This window comes from Ruegeria sp. AF5, assembly GCF_056541905.1.
This window is the reverse complement of record NZ_JBQFYZ010000013.1, coordinates 1-16,492: the sequence shown is the minus strand read 5'-3', so window position 1 is coordinate 16,492 and position 16,492 is coordinate 1. Positions and strand designations below refer to the sequence as shown.

Genomic DNA, 16,492 nt, shown 5'->3' with positions numbered 1-16,492 from the left:
CCAGCCTCATTCCACTGTGCGTGACACCCGTTTTGCCGCTGACGGATTTTTACGCCCATATCGCCCGCTATTATATTCTCGCCAATCTTCCGGACTCGGTCATACTGCAACAGAACTATGAGGCTGCCTGGCAACTTCTGCCCAATCTTGGTCTGGATGTTCTGGGCACAGGCGTCATGAAAGTGCTGCCCCCGCTTTTGGGCGCTAAATTGATCGCCGGTCTGATCATTGCGGCCCCGTTCGCAGGCATTTTGTACCTTGCACGCGTTCTGCATGGCCACCTTTCGGTGCTAACCGTACTTCTGGCTGGCCTGGTGGCGTATAACCATATTCTGATTTGGGGTTTCTCGAATTTTCTGCTGGGATTAGGGGTTCTGCTGGGCGCAACCGGCTATTGGATTGCGGCACAGGGCCGGCCTGTCCGGCAACTGATTGTGACAGCATGTCTGGGGCTGCTTCTTTTCTTTATTCACGGCCTGGCCTTTGCGCTATGGGGACTGCTGCTGGGTATGGTCGAGTTGTCGCTTGCGTTCCGATCAGGCTATCCTGGGCTATCGGTTTTGTTACGTAAAGCCGCAAGACTTGCATCAATTGCCATCGCGCCGACTGTAGTTTTCTTACAGACGAAAACCGCAAGCGGTGGCGTCGCCACATCAGTTTCAAATCTTCTGACCCATGCCGAGCATGGAACATTGTGGACACGCCTGAGCACCGAGGCCTATCTGCGCGTTGACGGGTTCCTGCGCGTGGCTGAATCCACATGGCGCATTTTCGACTGGGGTTTTGGCATCCTATTATGGGGCGTGCTGATCGGGGGCCTCATCACCGGGATATGGCGGATCGACTGGCGTATGAAGCTTACCGTGGCGCTGTGTGGTTTGCTGATCTTGATAACCCCTCCGCACCTGTTCGGCGTCGGACATCTGAGTGAACGGATTCCACTGCTGATGCTGGCCCTTCTGGCCGCCAGCTTGTCGCTAAATCCCAGCGCCAAGCTGCGATCACAACAAATGGCCGTTGCGGCGATTGCCGGACTGTTTCTGTTGCGCAATCTGGTGTTGACCGTCGGGTGGTATCAGGACGGAAAAATTTACACCTCTTATATTGAGGCGTTGAATCTCCACGACACGCGCAACCTGGGCGCCGGAGCTTATGTGGAAGACGCAAAGGATGCGTGGGTTTTCAAGCCTAGTTGCAGACCTTTGTCCTTTCTCATGATCTTCAATGGTACCGCAATTCCGACCTTTGCCAACCCCACACAGCAACCTTTGCGCATTGTTGGTCCGTTAGCCGATGTGCAAGGCGCAGTTCAACAGATTGCACTGGAAGCCAATCACACATTACCGTCCGCTCTGGCTGTCTTGGCTAAGGCCAAAGCCGATACAATAGTCGTATGTTCAAAGGAATCGTTTCCACCCAAAATTCAAGGTTTCGATATACTCGTGTCAACTGCACCGTGGGCCTTGTATCAAAGATCAGCCTCGAAATAATTGCGTATAGTATGAATATGCCATCAACCCAGGGACCCGCAGATGAAAGAGCATGATGCGCGTGCAACCTCGGGGAAGCCTGCGCCGCTTATCGCGGACCGGTCAGACGGGCGCGACAACAATTTCAACCTGATCCGCATCCTGGCCGCTGGCGGAGTGCTTGTATCGCATGCCTATCCGCTGAGCTGGGGCGGCGCGGTCGGCCAGCCATTCGAATCCACACTGCACGGATTGTCGCTTGGCATGGTCTGCGTCTGGATATTCTTTGCGATCTCAGGCTTTTTCATCACGCGCAGCTTCGACCGAAAACGATCCGCTACCTCCTTCTTGACTGCGCGCGCGCTGCGTCTGTTTCCCGCCCTTGCGGCGGTGACCATAATTACCCTTCTGGTTGCCGGTCTTCTGCTGACACAGGCGCCACCTGCCGTTTTCTGGTCGCAGGCGGGGGAGTTCTTCGTTCGCAACATGCTGCTGTTCAGAATTCAGTACGTGCTGCCCGGCGTATTCGAAGCCAATCCTTACGGACCCGCAATCAACGGCTCTCTCTGGTCGCTGTCTTACGAGGTCACCTGCTATACTGGCGTCCTGATCTGTGGGGTTCTTGGCCTTCTGGGCCGAAAGAAGATATTCGCTGCAATGGCGCTGCTGTTCCTAGTTGTCTATGCCGTGGCGATGGTTGCCGAGCTGAACCCGCGCATCGAGCAGCTTACGCGGCTTGGACTGCCGTTCCTGATGGGGATGGTGTTCTATATCTGGCGCCAGTACATCCCGCTGTCCTGGATCCTGCTGGCCACCTCTGCAGCGCTGGCCGCTATGGCCTGGTTCACGCCTCTGTTTCTGCCGGTCTTCGCCGTCAGCCTCTCTTATGCGACTTTTTTTGCAGGCTACGCCGAAGCCCCGCTGCTTTTGCGCTATAACAAGCTGGGCGACTATTCCTACGGCGTCTACATCTACGCCTTTCCGATCCAGCAGCTGGTGGCACAGGCGGGGGTCACGACGCCTGTTGTCAACATGGCGATATCGCTTCCTTTCACGCTGATTTGCGCTGTGCTGTCATGGCACTTCATTGAAGCTCCGGCCATGCGCCTGCGCCGCCGGACCAAAGTGCCAAAAACCATCGAAACCAAGCAAGCCGCCGAATAACGAAGTTCAGCCCTTCCAGATCCGCTTATAGGCCGCGATCAGCGCGGGGACCTGATGGGGCCAGGCCATCTCGGCTTCGACCCGGGCGCGGCCATATCCGCCCATGGCGGTGCGGCGGGCGTCATCTGCCAGCAGCTCGGTGATCTTGTCGGCCATATCCACCGGATCGTTGGCGCGCGCGTAAAGCGAGGCCTCCTGCGCCGAGAACCGCCCTTCGGTCACGTCGAACTGAACGATGGGTTTCTCGAAGGCCATGTATTCAAGGATCTTGTTCATGGTGGATTTGTCATTCATCTCGTTCACCCGGTCCGGGTTCACGCAGACATCTGCGGTTGACAGGATCTCGAACAGATCATGATCCGGCGCGCGGCCGGTGAAGGTGACATAGTCCGACAGGCCCATTTCAGCAGATTGTTCGCGCAGCTTGTCCAGGCTGGGGCCCCCGCCCACAAGGCAGAACTGGATGTCGTCGCGCCCCTGAACCTGCACCAGATGCGCCACGGATTCCAGCAGCAGGTCGATCCCTTCCTGATCGCCCATGACGCCGACATAGCCCACCATGTATGTCCGCTCGTTGCGCCACGCGGGGTTCGGCGGCAGGTGCTGCAACCGGCTCAGATCGGGGCCCGAGCGGACCACAAAGACATCCTCGGGCGCCATGCCGCCGCGTTCAATGGCGATCTTGCGGTAGCTTTCATTGGTGGCAATCGACACCCGTGCCGAGGCGAAGGTCAGCCGCTCGAACGTCTTCATCAGCTTCCAGAAGAAGCCGCGCTTGTCGAATTTGGCCTCGTAAAGCTCGGGATTGATGTCGTGGTGATCGAACAGATAACGCACGCCAAACAGCTTGAAGGGCAGCGCCACCAGAAAAATCAGATCGGGCGGGTTGCAGCCATGGATGACGTGAAACCCACGGGTGAACTTGATCTTCAGTGACAGCCAGCTTTCCCAGAACAGCGCCGCGCCATATTCCAGCAGATACCCCAGCGCCCCACTGGCATCCAACGGCAGCGGGTGGCGGTAGACCTTGATGCCTTCATCTTCCCAGACACGTTCCTCATGGCCCTTGCCGGTGGGGCAGATAACCGAGACCAGCGCGCCTGCGGCAGCCAGCGTGCGCGCCTCCATCCAGACGCGGCGGTCGAAGGGCACGGGCAGGTTTTCCACCACGATCAGAACCTTCAGCCCTTTCAGCGGCTGGCTCTGGCGCAGCTCGTCGAACGAGATCGGCTGAACGGCGGACACAGGGCTAGTCATATTCATAGGTTCTTATCACCTCTGCATCGCCAAGGTTCAGCTCGTTCACGATCCGGTTCGATCCGACCACCAGATCCCATGGCCCGGCCTCGGCCGTGGCGCGATCAACCAGCAGGCGGCCCACATTGGGCAGGTGGGTAAAGGCATAACCCAGGTTCTGCCCCCGCAGATCGGCAGGTTTGATGGCCGGATCATAGACCGACAGCTGATACCCCGCCTGCAGCAGACGCCGGGCAATATCGACATTGGGGCTTTCGCGCAGATCATCAGTTCCGGCCTTGAAGGCCAGCCCCGCCATCAGCACCCGGCCGCCTTCGGGCAGCCGCGCCATGATGTCCTGCGCCTGATAGGTCTTGTGCGCCTGATTGGTCTGCAACAGGCTGTCGATCAGATGGGTATGGGCCCCCACCTCGCCGGCGATATGCTGCAGCGCGCGCACATCCTTGGGCAGGCACGAGCCCCCGAACGCGCCGCCCGGGCGGGTGTAATAGGCCGAGATGTTCAGCTTGGTATCCGAGACGAAAATCTCGTGCATGGTTTTGGCGGACACGCCCATGCTGTGGCAGATACGGCCGATCTCATTGGCGAAGGCCACCTTGGTGGCATGCCAGGTGTTGTCGACGAATTTGGTGATCTCAGCCTCTTCAAAAGCGGTGTAGAACACCGGCGCGTCCAGACCCTCGTGCATTTCGTCCATTACCGCCGAGCGATTGCCATCGGCTGTACCAACAACGATCTTGGGCGGGTTGAAGAAATCATCCACCGCCGACGCCTCGCGCAGGAATTCGGGGTTATAGACGATCTCGACCGCCTGCGCCGTTCGCTCGCCCAGATAGCTTTGGAAGATCGGCTCGATCAGCTGCCGCACGGTGCCTGGCCGGAAGGTTGACCGATACGCCACCGTCAGCGGTCGCGCCCGATCCGGCGATACGGTTTCGGCAATCTGACGCGTCACCTCGGCCACAAAGCTCATGTTATGCGAGCCATCGGTAGAACTGGGCGTGCCCACACAGACAATGGCCAGATCGACATCCCCGAGATCCGGCATCTCGACCACGGCCCGGATCAGATTTTTCCCAAGCGCCTCGGTCAGCAGCCCGGCCACTTTCGGCTCCTTGATCGGGGGCTGGCCTGCGTTGATTTCGGACACCTTGTCGGCATTCACATCGATGCCGATCACCTCGTGCCCTTCACGGGTCAGACAGCACGCTGCCGTGAACCCCACATACCCCAAACCAAAAATCGCAATCTTCATATCATTATACCGTTTTGAATTCCGGCTTCCGAGCGCTGACCCCCACCGGACACATATCAGGCATCACATACTTGACGCGCTTGCTCATGAGGAGCCCGATCTGAGACACTGAGCCGGAAATTCTCCTTGAAACAGAAGATAACTTTCTGACACTGGACCTACACGTATCACCGAGTATGAAACAACCTTCTGACATTGAAAGAAAATCATGTGATTTCGACATAAAAAACCGCAGTTTTCCTTGAGTAACAGCGACCCCGCCAAATTGCCAGAACAGCACTTCTCTATCTGGTTGGAATACTTGGGGGAGGAGATAAAAAGGAAACACTAACCCGTTATTCTGTTGTTTGTTTTGAATGTGGAAAGACAAAGCTGTTGAAGCCTTCGCCCAAATCCGAACCGACCGGGGCCGCAGCCCCGCGTAGCACACCCCTAGTCGTTGGGGCCGCAGCACTGTTTGCTTCGGGTGTTTTCAGTCAGGTTCTTGGCCTTCTGACACTTATCGTTACTGCCCGCCTGCTGACTCCGACGGATTTCGGTGTAATCGCCTATTTCGTTATCGCGGTGGCATTACTTGAAATCGCGCAGCGCGCGGTCTCCATGACGCTGATCCGGCAGCCCGAAGTAACCGAAGCGCATCTTAATACGGTTTTCACGATGCAGCTGCTGCTAGGTATTTCCGCGGGCGCCCTGATCTGGATCAGTGCACCTCTCATGGTTTTTCTGGGTTTACCGGCCCTGACCGAGTTGATTCCTGCCTTATGCCTGATTGCCATCGTCAGCTCGCTTAAAAGTACACGGTTTCCCCTGCTGGAAAGGGATCTCAGGTTTGGATTCGTGGCAGGTGAAGAAGCTATCAGCCGTATTACATACACGTTGTTCGCAGTGTGTCTTACCTGGTTATGGCGCGACTTCTGGGCCATTGTCGCAGCCAATTTTCTGACCCAAGTTGCACGTGTTATCTGGTCCTTTGCCGTCGCACCGATGCGGCCCCGGCTGACGCTCAGGTGTTGGCATGACTGTATCGACGTATCATCATGGTCATTGGGCGCACAGATCACACAATTCCTGACGACCAACATGCCGCAAATCGTTATCGGAGCGACATTGGGGCTGGCGGATGCTGGCATTTTCAGAATTGGCTTTCGCCTTGTGTCACTGTTCACCAGCCAGGTCATCGGGCCACTTGAGCGTGTAATTTATCCCGGGCTTGCCAGCATCTCCAGGGCTCAGGGCAACGACCGCGAAGCCTTTGAACAGGCTAATGCCATCCTGCTGGGCATTATCATTCCCGTCAGTGTCGGAATGGCGCTGGTCGCAAACCACCTGATCGTCGTGGTGGTCGGATATGAGTGGCTAGCAGCCTCCCAGGTCATCTGGGTGCTCGCCCCGCTCAAGGCCATTGAAACGCTGCAGGCCAATGTCCGGTCAGCAAGCTACGTGCAGGGTGACACAAAACGGCTGTTTCTACGCAACAGTATCCTGTTGGTCGTAACAACCATGCTGGTGCTACTGGGATCCACCCATGGGTTTGTGGGCGCGATCCTCGGGTCTGGTGCCGCCAGCCTGTTCGCGATCGGTCTGGCGCTGGTCATGGCCAAGGATTTTGGGACCGGGGGGCTTCTCACACCCATCCTCATGGCCTGGCGTACCTTTGCCGCAGCCATCACAATGGTCACCGCCGTTCTAATCGTCAGCAGCGCCTATGGCAGTGGCGATGCGATCGGCTGGGCCTATAATTCCGCCGAGGAACTGCCGCTGCTGCGTATCCGCTTCTCGGTCAAGGTGCTTGTCGGCGTGTTCACATATATCGCAACACACCTGTTGCTATGGCACCTGTCCGGGCGGCCCAAAGGGTTCGAAAGCCTGGCATTAGAACTTGCGTCGAAAATCAAACGCAAGTTCGTCGCCAAGATATTCTGAATGGCTGTCAGACCCTAAGGCCCCGCTTCAACTCGGAAACAATATACTCGATATGGTCTTGAGAGAGGTACTGGTGTAGCGGCAGTGACAGGGTATCGTTCTTAAGCGTCATCGCCTCAGCCTGCCCCGTCCAGTCGAGATTGCGGTTGAACCCGGCCCACCAGGGAGTTGCAGCAACCCCGCTTTTTTGCAACTCCTGCACGACCCGGTCGCGACCAGCCACCATCACAGGCATGTTCAACGGGCAAGTATCGGGCGACAGCTCGGGCACGAGCAGGCGCACGCCCGCCATATCGGTCAGAAGATCCCGGTAGCACTGCCAGTTCGCCCGACGTGTTTCAATGGCCTGCAGCACGGAAAAGGCCCGCAGGGGGCGGGCAGCAAAGGTGCTCATCCGGGTGCCGCGCAAAGCAGGGTCGAAATAGTAATGGCCCGGAATATCCTCTAGAACCTCCTCATTGGAACAGGCTTGTGGGTCCACCTGATCCCCACCCCTTATAGCCTTTACCATCCCTTTCAGCTTCGCTGGGCCAAGCACATTCGCTAACCCCGCACGTACAAGTGTCTTGGCAACCGTTCTGCGCGGCGGGGAGCGTTCAAACATGCGCGTTGCGTCCAGATCCGGCGCGTTGATCACCAGGGCGCCCCCGCCCAAAACCGGGATGAACTTGTAAAAACAGAAGACCGAAACGTCCCCGATATGCCCCTCGGCCGGAGAAGCGCCGCTCAGAAGACTCAGCGCGCAATCCTCGATCAGGCGCAGCCCGTGCCGATCACACAATGCGCGCAGTTCTGCCAGAGCGGGCTGAATCACTCCAAAATAATGCGTTACATAGATGGCCCGCGTCTGTCTGGTGATAAGCGGTTCAATCCGCGCGGGATCGGCAAGAAGGTTTTCGGTGACCGAATACAGCCGGACAGAAAGGCCAGCATCAATCAGCGGATCAATCTCTGATCCGCAATTATAGGCGGGTGCCAGAACCTCGTCTCCAGGCTTCAGATCAAGAAGATCGCAAGCCGCCCGGATCGCTACACGTGTATTGAAACTCCAGAAAACGGAACGGTCCCTGAACAGCGCCGTATACCCGCCCGCAGGATCGCGGCGGAACAAATTGGCCAGCCGCATCGAAGGATCGCCGCAATAAAGCGTACTCTTACCTGTGTCGTTTCTCATCCCCGTCCCGCAATTCAATAACCCCGCCAGGCCCGACGGTGTGTCAGACGGTTTTCATCGCAATGTCCAATAGGTGAAAACCCCGTTTTCAGAATATTGCGCCTGGACGGTAAATTGTAATCCCGGCAATTGGTATAAAACCCGTCGATTCCCGCGGATCTTCTGTTGGCAACAATCATACCCCAAAGCCGGACCTGCAAATTCCTGCCTCGGTATCGCGGCAGGACATAAACATGCCAGAACAGCTCTTCCGTGTCGGTGAGAGGCACAAAGAAATCGCGGCTATGCGCGGCATCCCTAACCCAGGCCACCGCCTGGATGCACCCCTCTTCTGTCAGCACCCAAAGCTGCCACCCGGCGTCCAGCCATTCCGGCATTCCCCAGTTATGCGCCACCTCAGGGTCCGTCAAGCTGGCCAGTTCGTCACTGGTAAGGTCTTCGCGTGATCGGATTTCCCGCACCAGTTGCGCGTCCTGCCCGGCTCGTGAGTAGGCAGCGCAACTGGTCGCGCCCAGCCGGAATACCAGATGGCGTTTGCGCACAAAGCTGTCCATCAGGGCCAGCCAAAGCTGCCTGACAAGAACAACCGGCCCACGTCGCGCGGCCCCCCGGATCAGTTGCAATTTGCCTTTTTTAGCCAGATTCATACTTCGCCTTACCAATCGTTCAGGGGCCTAACCCGCCGTTGCCCTCTTGAGCTTTTTCAGCTGCCCCCGGATCAGATCACGCGCATTTCCCGTCAGGTACACAGACCGGTTCAACACCTTTTCACGGGCCGAAATCCGCTGCACGACACGCGGATTGAATTCTGACTTGTACTTGTGAATGTTGAATTTCTTCTCGCCTGAAACCGGTACGTGATAGCCCTCGACATCCAAGGTTCTACAGCCCTTGCTCTTGGCCCATCTCATGGCCTCCAACCACAAGGCCGGGGCGATACGCAGATTGCCCGCCGCCCGCAGATGATCCGGCTCGGTGGTGAAATGCCGGCCGTGCACAATGTCCCTGCTGCGATACACCAAAAGCCCGGCCAGAAAGGCCTCTTGCTGCCAGGCCAGGATCACGGTGCCTGTCTCGTCCTGCTGCAATATGTCCTCGAACATCGCCTCATAGGCGGGAAGGCTCAGCTCGGGCAGCCTGCGCGAAACGCGCAACCGGTTCATGCTCTCAAGAAAAATACGAAACTCTTCCGGGGTCTGCGCGCTTCGGAACGTCACGCCCTGCCGTTCTGCGCGTCTGACCTCGCGACGGGCGCTTTTGGAAAACGCCGCCATGATCTCTTCGTTCGTGACCGAGATGTCGACCCATCCGGTCTCGCGAAACTGGCTTTCTTCGGCAACGCGCCATCCCGCACGGGCCAGTGCGGCATCCAGTGTGCCGGCCTCTTCTTCGGTCCAGAACGGAGTGACAGTCAGGCTGCCAACCCTTGCAAGCTCAGGCTGCCTGCACAGGCCGTTCAGAAACGCCACCATATCGGTGGCATCGTCGCAAACCGGGCCGCTCAGGCAATGGGCCCGGGACCAGGCGCCGGGGAGATATGGGTGCGGTTCAAGCGAGATCAGGCCGACACCCACAAGCGCACCATCCCGGCGCGCCGAGGCATAAATCACCTTGCGATTTAATCTTTGTTCCGAATTCGTAAACAACGGAGATTGCCGCGGATGCTGATGCCGGGCCGCATTCAGAAACGTCGTCCACTCGGCATTCCGGTCTGCGGTCAGGGTTTCAGTGCATTCAATCGCAACACTATCTAGCCCTTCAAGTTCCTGCCCAGCCAAACTAATACCTCAATATACCGGTTTATTCGCTCTGAATTTCACAGCTACTATTTAACAACAGCCGTCGTTTAATGACGTTGAGTGTATTCATAGATCAGAACAATGGCTAAACAATTTGAAAATGTAAGTGATTAACGAGAACAGAGTTTCATGACTTCACCGTCACACGGCACTCAGAACGAATGCGCTGTTTCCATTGTCATCGTGAACTGGAACACCCGGGATATTCTTCGGGACTGCCTGATATCCATTTCACAGCAGACTCGGAAACCGCATGAGATTATCGTCGTCGACAATGCGTCAAGCGACGGATCCGCCGATCTTGTCCACGGCGAATTCCCTGAGGCCCGGCTGATCACCAATGATACGAACCGAGGATTTGCCGCCGCCAACAATCAGGGTCTGGAAATCGCACAGGGTGACAATCTGCTGTTGCTCAATCCCGACACCATCATTCTGGATGGCGCGATCGACACAATGCTGGACTGGCTGGATCAGCACCCGGATGTCGGCTGCGTAGGCTGTCAGGTTCTGGAGGACAAAACCACCATCCAGCGCACCTGTTTTGCTGACCCCGGACCCGGCAATCTGGCACTGATCGAATTCGGTCTGCACCGCCTGTCACCGCACAATCAGCTTCTGGCCCGGGCAGAGTACGGAAACTGGGATCGGCGTTCACAACGCGAGGTCGACGTCGTCTCGGGCATGTTCATGCTGGTGCCTCGTCGTGTCTTCGATGCCGTGGGTCTTCTGGATGAGGCTTTCTTCGTCTACTCAGAAGAGGCCGACTGGTGCCGCCGCATCCGCGATGCCGGCTGGAAATGCGTGTTCGCACCCGAGGCACAGATCCTGCACCTTGAGGGGGGTGGCAAAAGCACCGCTCAGATCCGGTCGCGCATGTATGTGCAAATGCAGAAAAGCAAGATGATCTACTTGCGCAAGCACTATGGTCTGTGGGGTGTATTCCTTGGCCGAATGGTCTTTGTGGGATCCTCCATATTGCGCTTCGTCATGTCAGCCGCAAACCAGCGGGAAGAAGCTGCCGCGCGGCGGCGTCTGGCCCGGGCCTCGCTGCGCTATCACCTGACCAGCCAGGAGCCGGCAGAGTGACCGACACAGACGTCCGGCTGACATTCAAATGGGTTGATGGGATCAAACCCCTTGAGGACATGGCCCATGCGTGGGCCGCACTGGCCCGACAGACTGGCGCGGATATCTATGCTACTCCGGTTTGGGTCCTGACCTGGTGGGCCCATTTTGGGCGCGGCAAAACACTTCGGACCCTTGTGGCGCATGACGCTCAGGGTCAGTTGGTCGCCTTGCTGCCGTTCATGATCTATCCGGTTTGGCTGGGTCCTGTGAGGGTCCGTATTGCCAAACTGGCCGCAACTGACCCCAACACGGTGATTTTCCAATTGGCCGCCACTGAAACCGCGCAGAAGCACAGCTGCGCCGAAGCCCTGAACGGCCTTCTCGGTGATGGCCGGGCGCATCTGGTCAGTTTCACCCCCGCCTCAGAACACGGCACCATGCTGGCTGCCATCCGCGATGGGGTGACTCCGGCACCGGGGCTGGCGTTGACCGATACGCCCGCTGGTACCCATACGGTTTTCGAACTGCCCGATACATTTGACGGCTATCTTGCCAACCTATCCAAGAAACGCCGGGGTCAGTATCGGCGGGATCTGAAACATCTACAGAATGACCACGGCCTGACAACACAGATGGTCCATCCTGATGCGCATCAGTTCGGGGATTTTGTCGACTTTCACAACCGGCAATGGCAGGAAATCGGCAAGGGTGGCCATTTCGTGGACTGGTCTGGCAGCCCCGCTTTCTACAGCGATCTGGCAGATGCCACCTTGCAGGGACAAGAAACCTGGTTCGTCGAACAACATGGTCGAAACGGCCCCCTTGCCACTCAATTCTGTCTGGTCGCGGGACAGACCTGCCATTGGCGGTTGCCCGCCAGATCAACTGACCCAGAGCTTGAGCGGCTCAGCCTTGGGAAAATCGGCCTGATCCAGATGGTCGAACAACTGATCAGCGCGGGCGTGACGCGGATCGAGGCCGGGATTGGCGCATATGGTTACAAGCTGGTCTATGGCGGTGAATCGGTGCCCACTCATCGCCTGATCGTCTCACGGCGATCAGGAATATCCCCTGTCTTGCTGAAGCTCTGCCTTGGCTGGGCGCGTGTGTTGCACCTGATCTATTACAGGCTCTGGTTCGGGCGGGCTGCACCCCGGCTGAGGGCCGTGATCCCGCTGAAAAACAAATCGCTGTGGTCCAGCTGGATCAAAACAAGAATATGAGGCGGATATGATCGCATATCAGTTCTCTGCACGGGTTCTGCCGGAAGAAAAGTGGCCCGCCCTCAGCGCGTCATTCCGCGACCTGACCCTTGAACACAGCCTGACCTATGCCCGCGCGGCGGCCCGCCGGATCGGGGCAGAAGTACAGTTCCTAATGCTTGCCTCCCCGGACGGGCAGCCTGTTGCCGCCGCATGTCTGCGCATCAAACATGTTCCCGGCCTGCGGCGTGGCATTGCATGGCTTGCCGCCGGACCACTGGTACAGCATGTCGAGCGGCCTGATCCCGACGCTGCAACACTGCGTGCCGTGCTAGCCGCACTGCGCACGTATGCTCAGGAGAGCGGGCATATCCTGCGCCTGCGGTTTCCGGCCACACCCTGGCATGATGTTGCATTGTTGGATCAGCTGACCCGTAGCGAAGCGTTTTTGCCCACCGATCGATCCCCGACCTATCGAACCGTGGTCGTGGATTGTACCCAGGACGACGACACGCTGATGCGTGCCCTGCACGGGAAATGGCGCAACCCCCTGCGCAATGCGCTGAAAGCTGGTCTTGATCTGGATATCGTACCGATTGCACAAGCGGCTGACCGGTTTCATCCGATGTACACCGAGGTTCAGGCGGCCAAAGGCTTTCGACCGGACATCCCGCCAGAATTCTATTATCCCCTTGAGGGGTCGGATTTTGCTCATGAGGTTCTGTTTGCCCGCAAGGACGGGGCCGACATTGCCGCAATGACGCTGGGCCGCGCCGGGTCCAATGCCGTCTATCTGTTCGGGGCCACTCTGGACACCGGGCGGCGCCTGAATGCCGGGCATTATCTGATGTGGCATTCCATGCTGCGCTGTCGCGACCTGGGCCTGAAGTATTTCGACCTGGGCGGGATAGATCCTGAAGCCAACCCTTCCGTCACACGTTACAAGCTGCGCACGGGCGGCACAGAGCTACGCGCAGCGGGCCCGTACGAGTTCCGCCCTGTCGGCGCAAGCTCTGCCCTGATCAGCATCGCCGAAACCATTCACGCCCGCCTGAAGAAACTGCGCTCATGACAAAGCCCATCGGTATCAACTTTCACGGCATCGGAACACCAAAACGCCCTCTGGATCCGGGCGAGGCCCCCTATTGGCTTTCGGTCGAGCAATTCGAACGGGTTCTGGACCGGATCGCCGCAGACCCCGATCCGAACCGGTTCACCATCACCTTCGATGACAGCAATCTTTCGGATCATGACATCGCCCTGCCAGCGCTGTCGGCCCGGGGGCTTCGGGCACGGTTCTTTGTCCTGACCGGGCGGATCGGTCAGGCCGGATCCCTGAATGCAAACCATCTGCGCACCCTGCAGGATGCGGATATGACAATCGGCAGCCATGGGGTCGACCATCTTGCCTGGCCGACACTGGATGACACCGCGCTGGTCCGAGAACTCAGCGAATCCCGCGCGCAGTTGGAAACGATATGCGGCCGCCCAGTGACCGAGGCGGGCATTCCCTTTGGCCGCTACGATACGCGGGTGTTACGTGCGCTGAGCGACGCGGGCTACACTACAGCCTGGTCAAGCGACGGAGGCACCTGGCGGAAAAACGCATTCCTACGCCCCCGCACATCGCTGCGCGAGGATATGAGCGATCAGGATTTGCAGACGATCTTGTCGGGTCGCATGCCGCTCGCGCGCCGGTTTCGACGCGTATTGGGCATGGCCCGTCGGCGCTGGACGGCTACTGGTTAGCGGGCGCGTGCGACACGCCCGGTAGACAGCTCACCGGGCAAGGCCTGAGAAAACCGGGTATATCGCATCTTTTTGTCTGCCTGGTCGGCCTGTGCCTGATCCCCGTCCTGCTCGGATCCGTCATCTGCATCCAGAAACCAGACCCCCGCCCCAAGAAGGAACATCAAGAAACAGAACGTGGAATCCCAAAGATGAACCGTAACGGCAGACACGCAAAGGCCCAACAGCGAAAACAGATATCCAAGGCGCGCATCCGCCATTGCCCCGGTCAGATTTCTGCTGCCCAGTTTAAGGAACGTTACAATGACCGCACCGGCCAGTAGGAACAGGGCCGGAAAACCATGCCGTAATGTGACCACCAGCCAGAAGTTGTCGACGCTGCTCAGCAATACCATCCAGTGGGGGCGCGTCCAATCATGCAGACCGATACCAAAGATCGGGTTTCGCAGAATATCGTCGGATGCGAAGTTGAACGTGTGGATGCGTGCCCATGCCGTGCCGGGGGTCAGCGTGAAATGGGTTGCAAAGATCTGGAACATACTCCGGTTCGAGCCAATCTCGGCAATGAAATACAGGACGCCAAATATGCTCAGCAGAACTTTCCATTTGCTTTTGAGGAAGTGAAAAACCCAGTTCCATCCCATAAGCGCCAGCTGAATGATGACATTCAGGAAGGCACCCGATGAAAGGGAAAAGAACACGGCACCCCCGATCACCGAAGTCAGAGCAACCTTCTTGAAAAGCGGTTTTTGCCACCCCAGCACATACCAGGTCAGCGCGAAGGCCGGCGCGCAAAACACTCCGAACAGGATAGGATGAGGCATCGTTGTCTGCGCCCGCAGCAACCCAAGCCGAGGTTCGAATATCCATTTCTGATAAACGCTCAGAACCTTGCCAAACAGGTTCAGCAGCGGCGTCTTGCCCGTAAAGGATTCGAATAAGGCAAAGGGCAGCAGAATGAGGATGAGCAGAAACAGGCACTTCACGAAATACCGAAACGATTCCAGATTCCGGATATAGGCTCGGGCAATGAAGTAGGGCGCCAGCGTTTCAATCATGAACATCCCAATGAACTGCCACATCGGCACCAAACCATGATTGACAGAAAAAGACAGGGCCGACCAGAAGCTGAACATAATCGCCAGAATATCAACGAGCCTGATCTTTCCGGCCTTGCCACTCAGCCATCCGATAATCGCAGGGAACATAAACAGCAGCAGGATCACCCGATACCCGCTGAGTCTGAGCCCCCCTAAGTGGAAATAGAACGGCATCGCAAACGAGAAAATGAGTAAGGCTAGAACGATCGGCCTTGTCGCCGGGGCACTGGCTTTGGCTGACAATACAGCGGTCATTCGAACGTCCTGCTTTTAACTGGGTAACGTGTCACAAAATGCATAAACATGTTGTCAGTATTCTGGCGAAGCGCCTAAGGCCAGTCACTTTTCCACAACTTCGTTCTGCATCTCTCATCGCGAGGGATATGATTTCGACAATGTGGACCCCGCATTCAAGCGATCAAGCTGACTGCCGGGACGGACACCATATTCATTGTATCCGTTCTTCCTGCCACGCGCGTGGTAGATGAATTCGTGATCGTAATAGCCACCCTGTGACGGGCTTTGATCCTGAATCAGCGCATTATTGAGCACAACCCAATCGCGCTGATTTTTGTACCCGATGATGCTTGCCACAGCATTCTGTTCAATGACCACCGAAGTCGAATCCGAAGAAATATTGATGGCCGGAACAGAGTGTCCGCCGGGCACATGGATCAGAGAGTTTTTTCTGATCGAGATGTTATCGGATCCGTGAATGGAAATACCGTGAATATGAGCATTGTAGATCATGTTGTTTTCAACCAGCACATTGCGATGCCGCATGACAGAGTTGTTCAGATCCTTGCCGTCGCCACCGGCCCATATCGTCTGAGTGAAGTCGCCGCCGGCCATGTCAAAGACGTTATCCCGGATGACGATATCCGAAGACCCCCGGGGCGACACCCGCATGATCTGAATCATATCGCGGTGATCCTGGGAACCGGCCGCCCCGCCAAAATCGTGAAACCTGTTGCGTTCGATTGTCAGGCCATCTGCGGCATCGATATCGATCCCATCAGATCTGATCGTGTGGATATTGTTGCCCGAAAAGGTGAGCTGTCTTGACTGAACCGACAGAACAGCGGTCCACCATTTGCGAAACTCGTTGCCGGATAGTGTCAGGTTGCCACCGCGCTCGATCTTCAGACCAATCCCAATACTGTATCCGTCCGCCTCGGTCCCTGTTCCACGTGCGGTCCCACCGTCGAACACTGAATTCGAGATTTTTATGTCTGTGCTGTCCAAGAGGACAAAATAGGCGATAAAATGCGGGTCTCCGCCATTATATGTGTAGTCAAAATAGACACCATCCAGATGCACATTTCCGGC

At 57.2% G+C, this 16,492-nt stretch carries 14 protein-coding genes; 7 read left to right on the top strand and 7 right to left on the bottom strand.

What is annotated here, in order from left to right; translation table 11 throughout:
- The first annotated feature begins 20 nt into the window (after positions 1–20).
- Positions 21–1,490: a hypothetical protein gene (locus ACR0DS_RS15870; protein ID WP_480616841.1), complete on the top strand. Its 1,470-nt coding sequence runs from the start codon at positions 21–23 to the stop codon at positions 1,488–1,490.
- Positions 1,491–1,532: 42 nt separating this feature from the next.
- Positions 1,533–2,633 carry an acyltransferase family protein gene (locus tag ACR0DS_RS15865; protein WP_480484445.1) on the top strand — a complete coding sequence of 367 codons (1,101 nt, stop codon included), beginning with the start codon at positions 1,533–1,535 and terminating at the stop codon, positions 2,631–2,633.
- A gap of 6 nt (positions 2,634–2,639) precedes the next feature.
- Here the strand turns inward: ACR0DS_RS15865 and ACR0DS_RS15860 are convergent, their stop codons facing one another.
- A complete protein-coding gene (locus tag ACR0DS_RS15860; RefSeq protein WP_480560193.1) occupies positions 2,640–3,896 on the bottom strand; it encodes a glycosyltransferase family 4 protein in 1,257 nt (418 codons plus the stop codon).
- A complete protein-coding gene (locus ACR0DS_RS15855; RefSeq protein ID WP_480529090.1) occupies positions 3,883–5,145 on the bottom strand; it encodes a nucleotide sugar dehydrogenase in 1,263 nt (420 codons plus the stop codon). Before ACR0DS_RS15855 ends, ACR0DS_RS15860 begins: the two co-directional genes overlap by 14 nt.
- A 375-nt stretch (positions 5,146–5,520) precedes the next feature.
- Here ACR0DS_RS15855 and ACR0DS_RS15850 point away from each other — a divergent pair, with 375 nt between their 5' ends.
- Positions 5,521–7,068: an oligosaccharide flippase family protein gene (locus ACR0DS_RS15850; RefSeq protein WP_480560195.1), complete on the top strand. Its 1,548-nt coding sequence runs from the start codon at positions 5,521–5,523 to the stop codon at positions 7,066–7,068.
- 7 nt (positions 7,069–7,075) lie between these two features.
- On the opposite strand, the gene ACR0DS_RS15845 is transcribed toward ACR0DS_RS15850, so the two are convergent.
- The 3 genes from ACR0DS_RS15845 to ACR0DS_RS15835 are packed head-to-tail and all read right to left on the bottom strand — an operon-like array spanning position 7,076 to position 10,020.
- Positions 7,076–8,242 carry a DegT/DnrJ/EryC1/StrS family aminotransferase gene (locus ACR0DS_RS15845; RefSeq protein WP_480484449.1) on the bottom strand — a complete coding sequence of 389 codons (1,167 nt, stop codon included), beginning with the start codon at positions 8,240–8,242 and terminating at the stop codon, positions 7,076–7,078.
- A 14-nt stretch (positions 8,243–8,256) separates the two neighbouring features.
- Positions 8,257–8,889, bottom strand: coding sequence for a GNAT family N-acetyltransferase (locus ACR0DS_RS15840; RefSeq protein ID WP_480560197.1), 633 nt, complete (start codon positions 8,887–8,889; stop codon positions 8,257–8,259).
- A 27-nt stretch (positions 8,890–8,916) separates the two neighbouring features.
- Positions 8,917–10,020, bottom strand: coding sequence for a lipid II:glycine glycyltransferase FemX (locus tag ACR0DS_RS15835; RefSeq protein WP_480484451.1), 1,104 nt, complete (start codon positions 10,018–10,020; stop codon positions 8,917–8,919).
- A 150-nt stretch (positions 10,021–10,170) separates the two neighbouring features.
- Between ACR0DS_RS15835 and ACR0DS_RS15830 the strand changes: the two genes are divergently transcribed.
- Genes ACR0DS_RS15830 through ACR0DS_RS15815 form a run of 4 tightly spaced genes read left to right on the top strand, consistent with a single transcriptional unit; the run spans position 10,171 to position 14,063 of the window.
- Positions 10,171–11,130: a glycosyltransferase family 2 protein gene (locus ACR0DS_RS15830; RefSeq protein ID WP_480484452.1), complete on the top strand. Its 960-nt coding sequence runs from the start codon at positions 10,171–10,173 to the stop codon at positions 11,128–11,130.
- Positions 11,127–12,335: a GNAT family N-acetyltransferase gene (locus ACR0DS_RS15825; RefSeq protein WP_480484453.1), complete on the top strand. Its 1,209-nt coding sequence runs from the start codon at positions 11,127–11,129 to the stop codon at positions 12,333–12,335. Before ACR0DS_RS15830 ends, ACR0DS_RS15825 begins: the two co-directional genes overlap by 4 nt.
- Before the next feature lie 7 nt (positions 12,336–12,342).
- Positions 12,343–13,386 carry a lipid II:glycine glycyltransferase FemX gene (locus ACR0DS_RS15820; RefSeq protein ID WP_480484454.1) on the top strand — a complete coding sequence of 348 codons (1,044 nt, stop codon included), beginning with the start codon at positions 12,343–12,345 and terminating at the stop codon, positions 13,384–13,386.
- Entirely contained in the window at positions 13,383–14,063 is a 681-nt protein-coding gene (locus ACR0DS_RS15815) for a polysaccharide deacetylase family protein (RefSeq protein WP_480484455.1), read from the top strand. Before ACR0DS_RS15820 ends, ACR0DS_RS15815 begins: the two co-directional genes overlap by 4 nt.
- Here ACR0DS_RS15815 and ACR0DS_RS15810 read toward each other — a convergent pair.
- A complete protein-coding gene (locus ACR0DS_RS15810; protein WP_480484456.1) occupies positions 14,060–15,418 on the bottom strand; it encodes an O-antigen ligase family protein in 1,359 nt (452 codons plus the stop codon). The two genes, ACR0DS_RS15815 and ACR0DS_RS15810, sit on opposite strands and share 4 nt — an antisense overlap.
- 114 nt (positions 15,419–15,532) lie before the next feature.
- Positions 15,533–16,492: right-handed parallel beta-helix repeat-containing protein (locus ACR0DS_RS15805; protein ID WP_480616839.1), on the bottom strand; the 960-nt coding region annotated here is incomplete at its 5' end.

Bases quoted from the DNA above. Each gene is read 5' to 3' on its own strand.
- ACR0DS_RS15830 (WP_480484452.1), top strand. From the start codon at position 10,171: ATGACTTCACCGTCACACGGCACTCAGAACGAATGCGCTGTTTCCATT.
- ACR0DS_RS15840 (WP_480560197.1), bottom strand. From the start codon at position 8,889: ATGAATCTGGCTAAAAAAGGCAAATTGCAACTGATCCGGGGGGCCGCG.
- ACR0DS_RS15815 (WP_480484455.1), top strand. From the start codon at position 13,383: ATGACAAAGCCCATCGGTATCAACTTTCACGGCATCGGAACACCAAAA.
- ACR0DS_RS15845 (WP_480484449.1), bottom strand. From the start codon at position 8,242: ATGAGAAACGACACAGGTAAGAGTACGCTTTATTGCGGCGATCCTTCG.
- ACR0DS_RS15865 (WP_480484445.1), top strand. From the start codon at position 1,533: ATGAAAGAGCATGATGCGCGTGCAACCTCGGGGAAGCCTGCGCCGCTT.
- ACR0DS_RS15855 (WP_480529090.1), bottom strand. From the start codon at position 5,145: ATGAAGATTGCGATTTTTGGTTTGGGGTATGTGGGGTTCACGGCAGCG.
- ACR0DS_RS15860 (WP_480560193.1), bottom strand. From the start codon at position 3,896: ATGAATATGACTAGCCCTGTGTCCGCCGTTCAGCCGATCTCGTTCGAC.
- ACR0DS_RS15820 (WP_480484454.1), top strand. From the start codon at position 12,343: ATGATCGCATATCAGTTCTCTGCACGGGTTCTGCCGGAAGAAAAGTGG.
- ACR0DS_RS15810 (WP_480484456.1), bottom strand. From the start codon at position 15,418: ATGACCGCTGTATTGTCAGCCAAAGCCAGTGCCCCGGCGACAAGGCCG.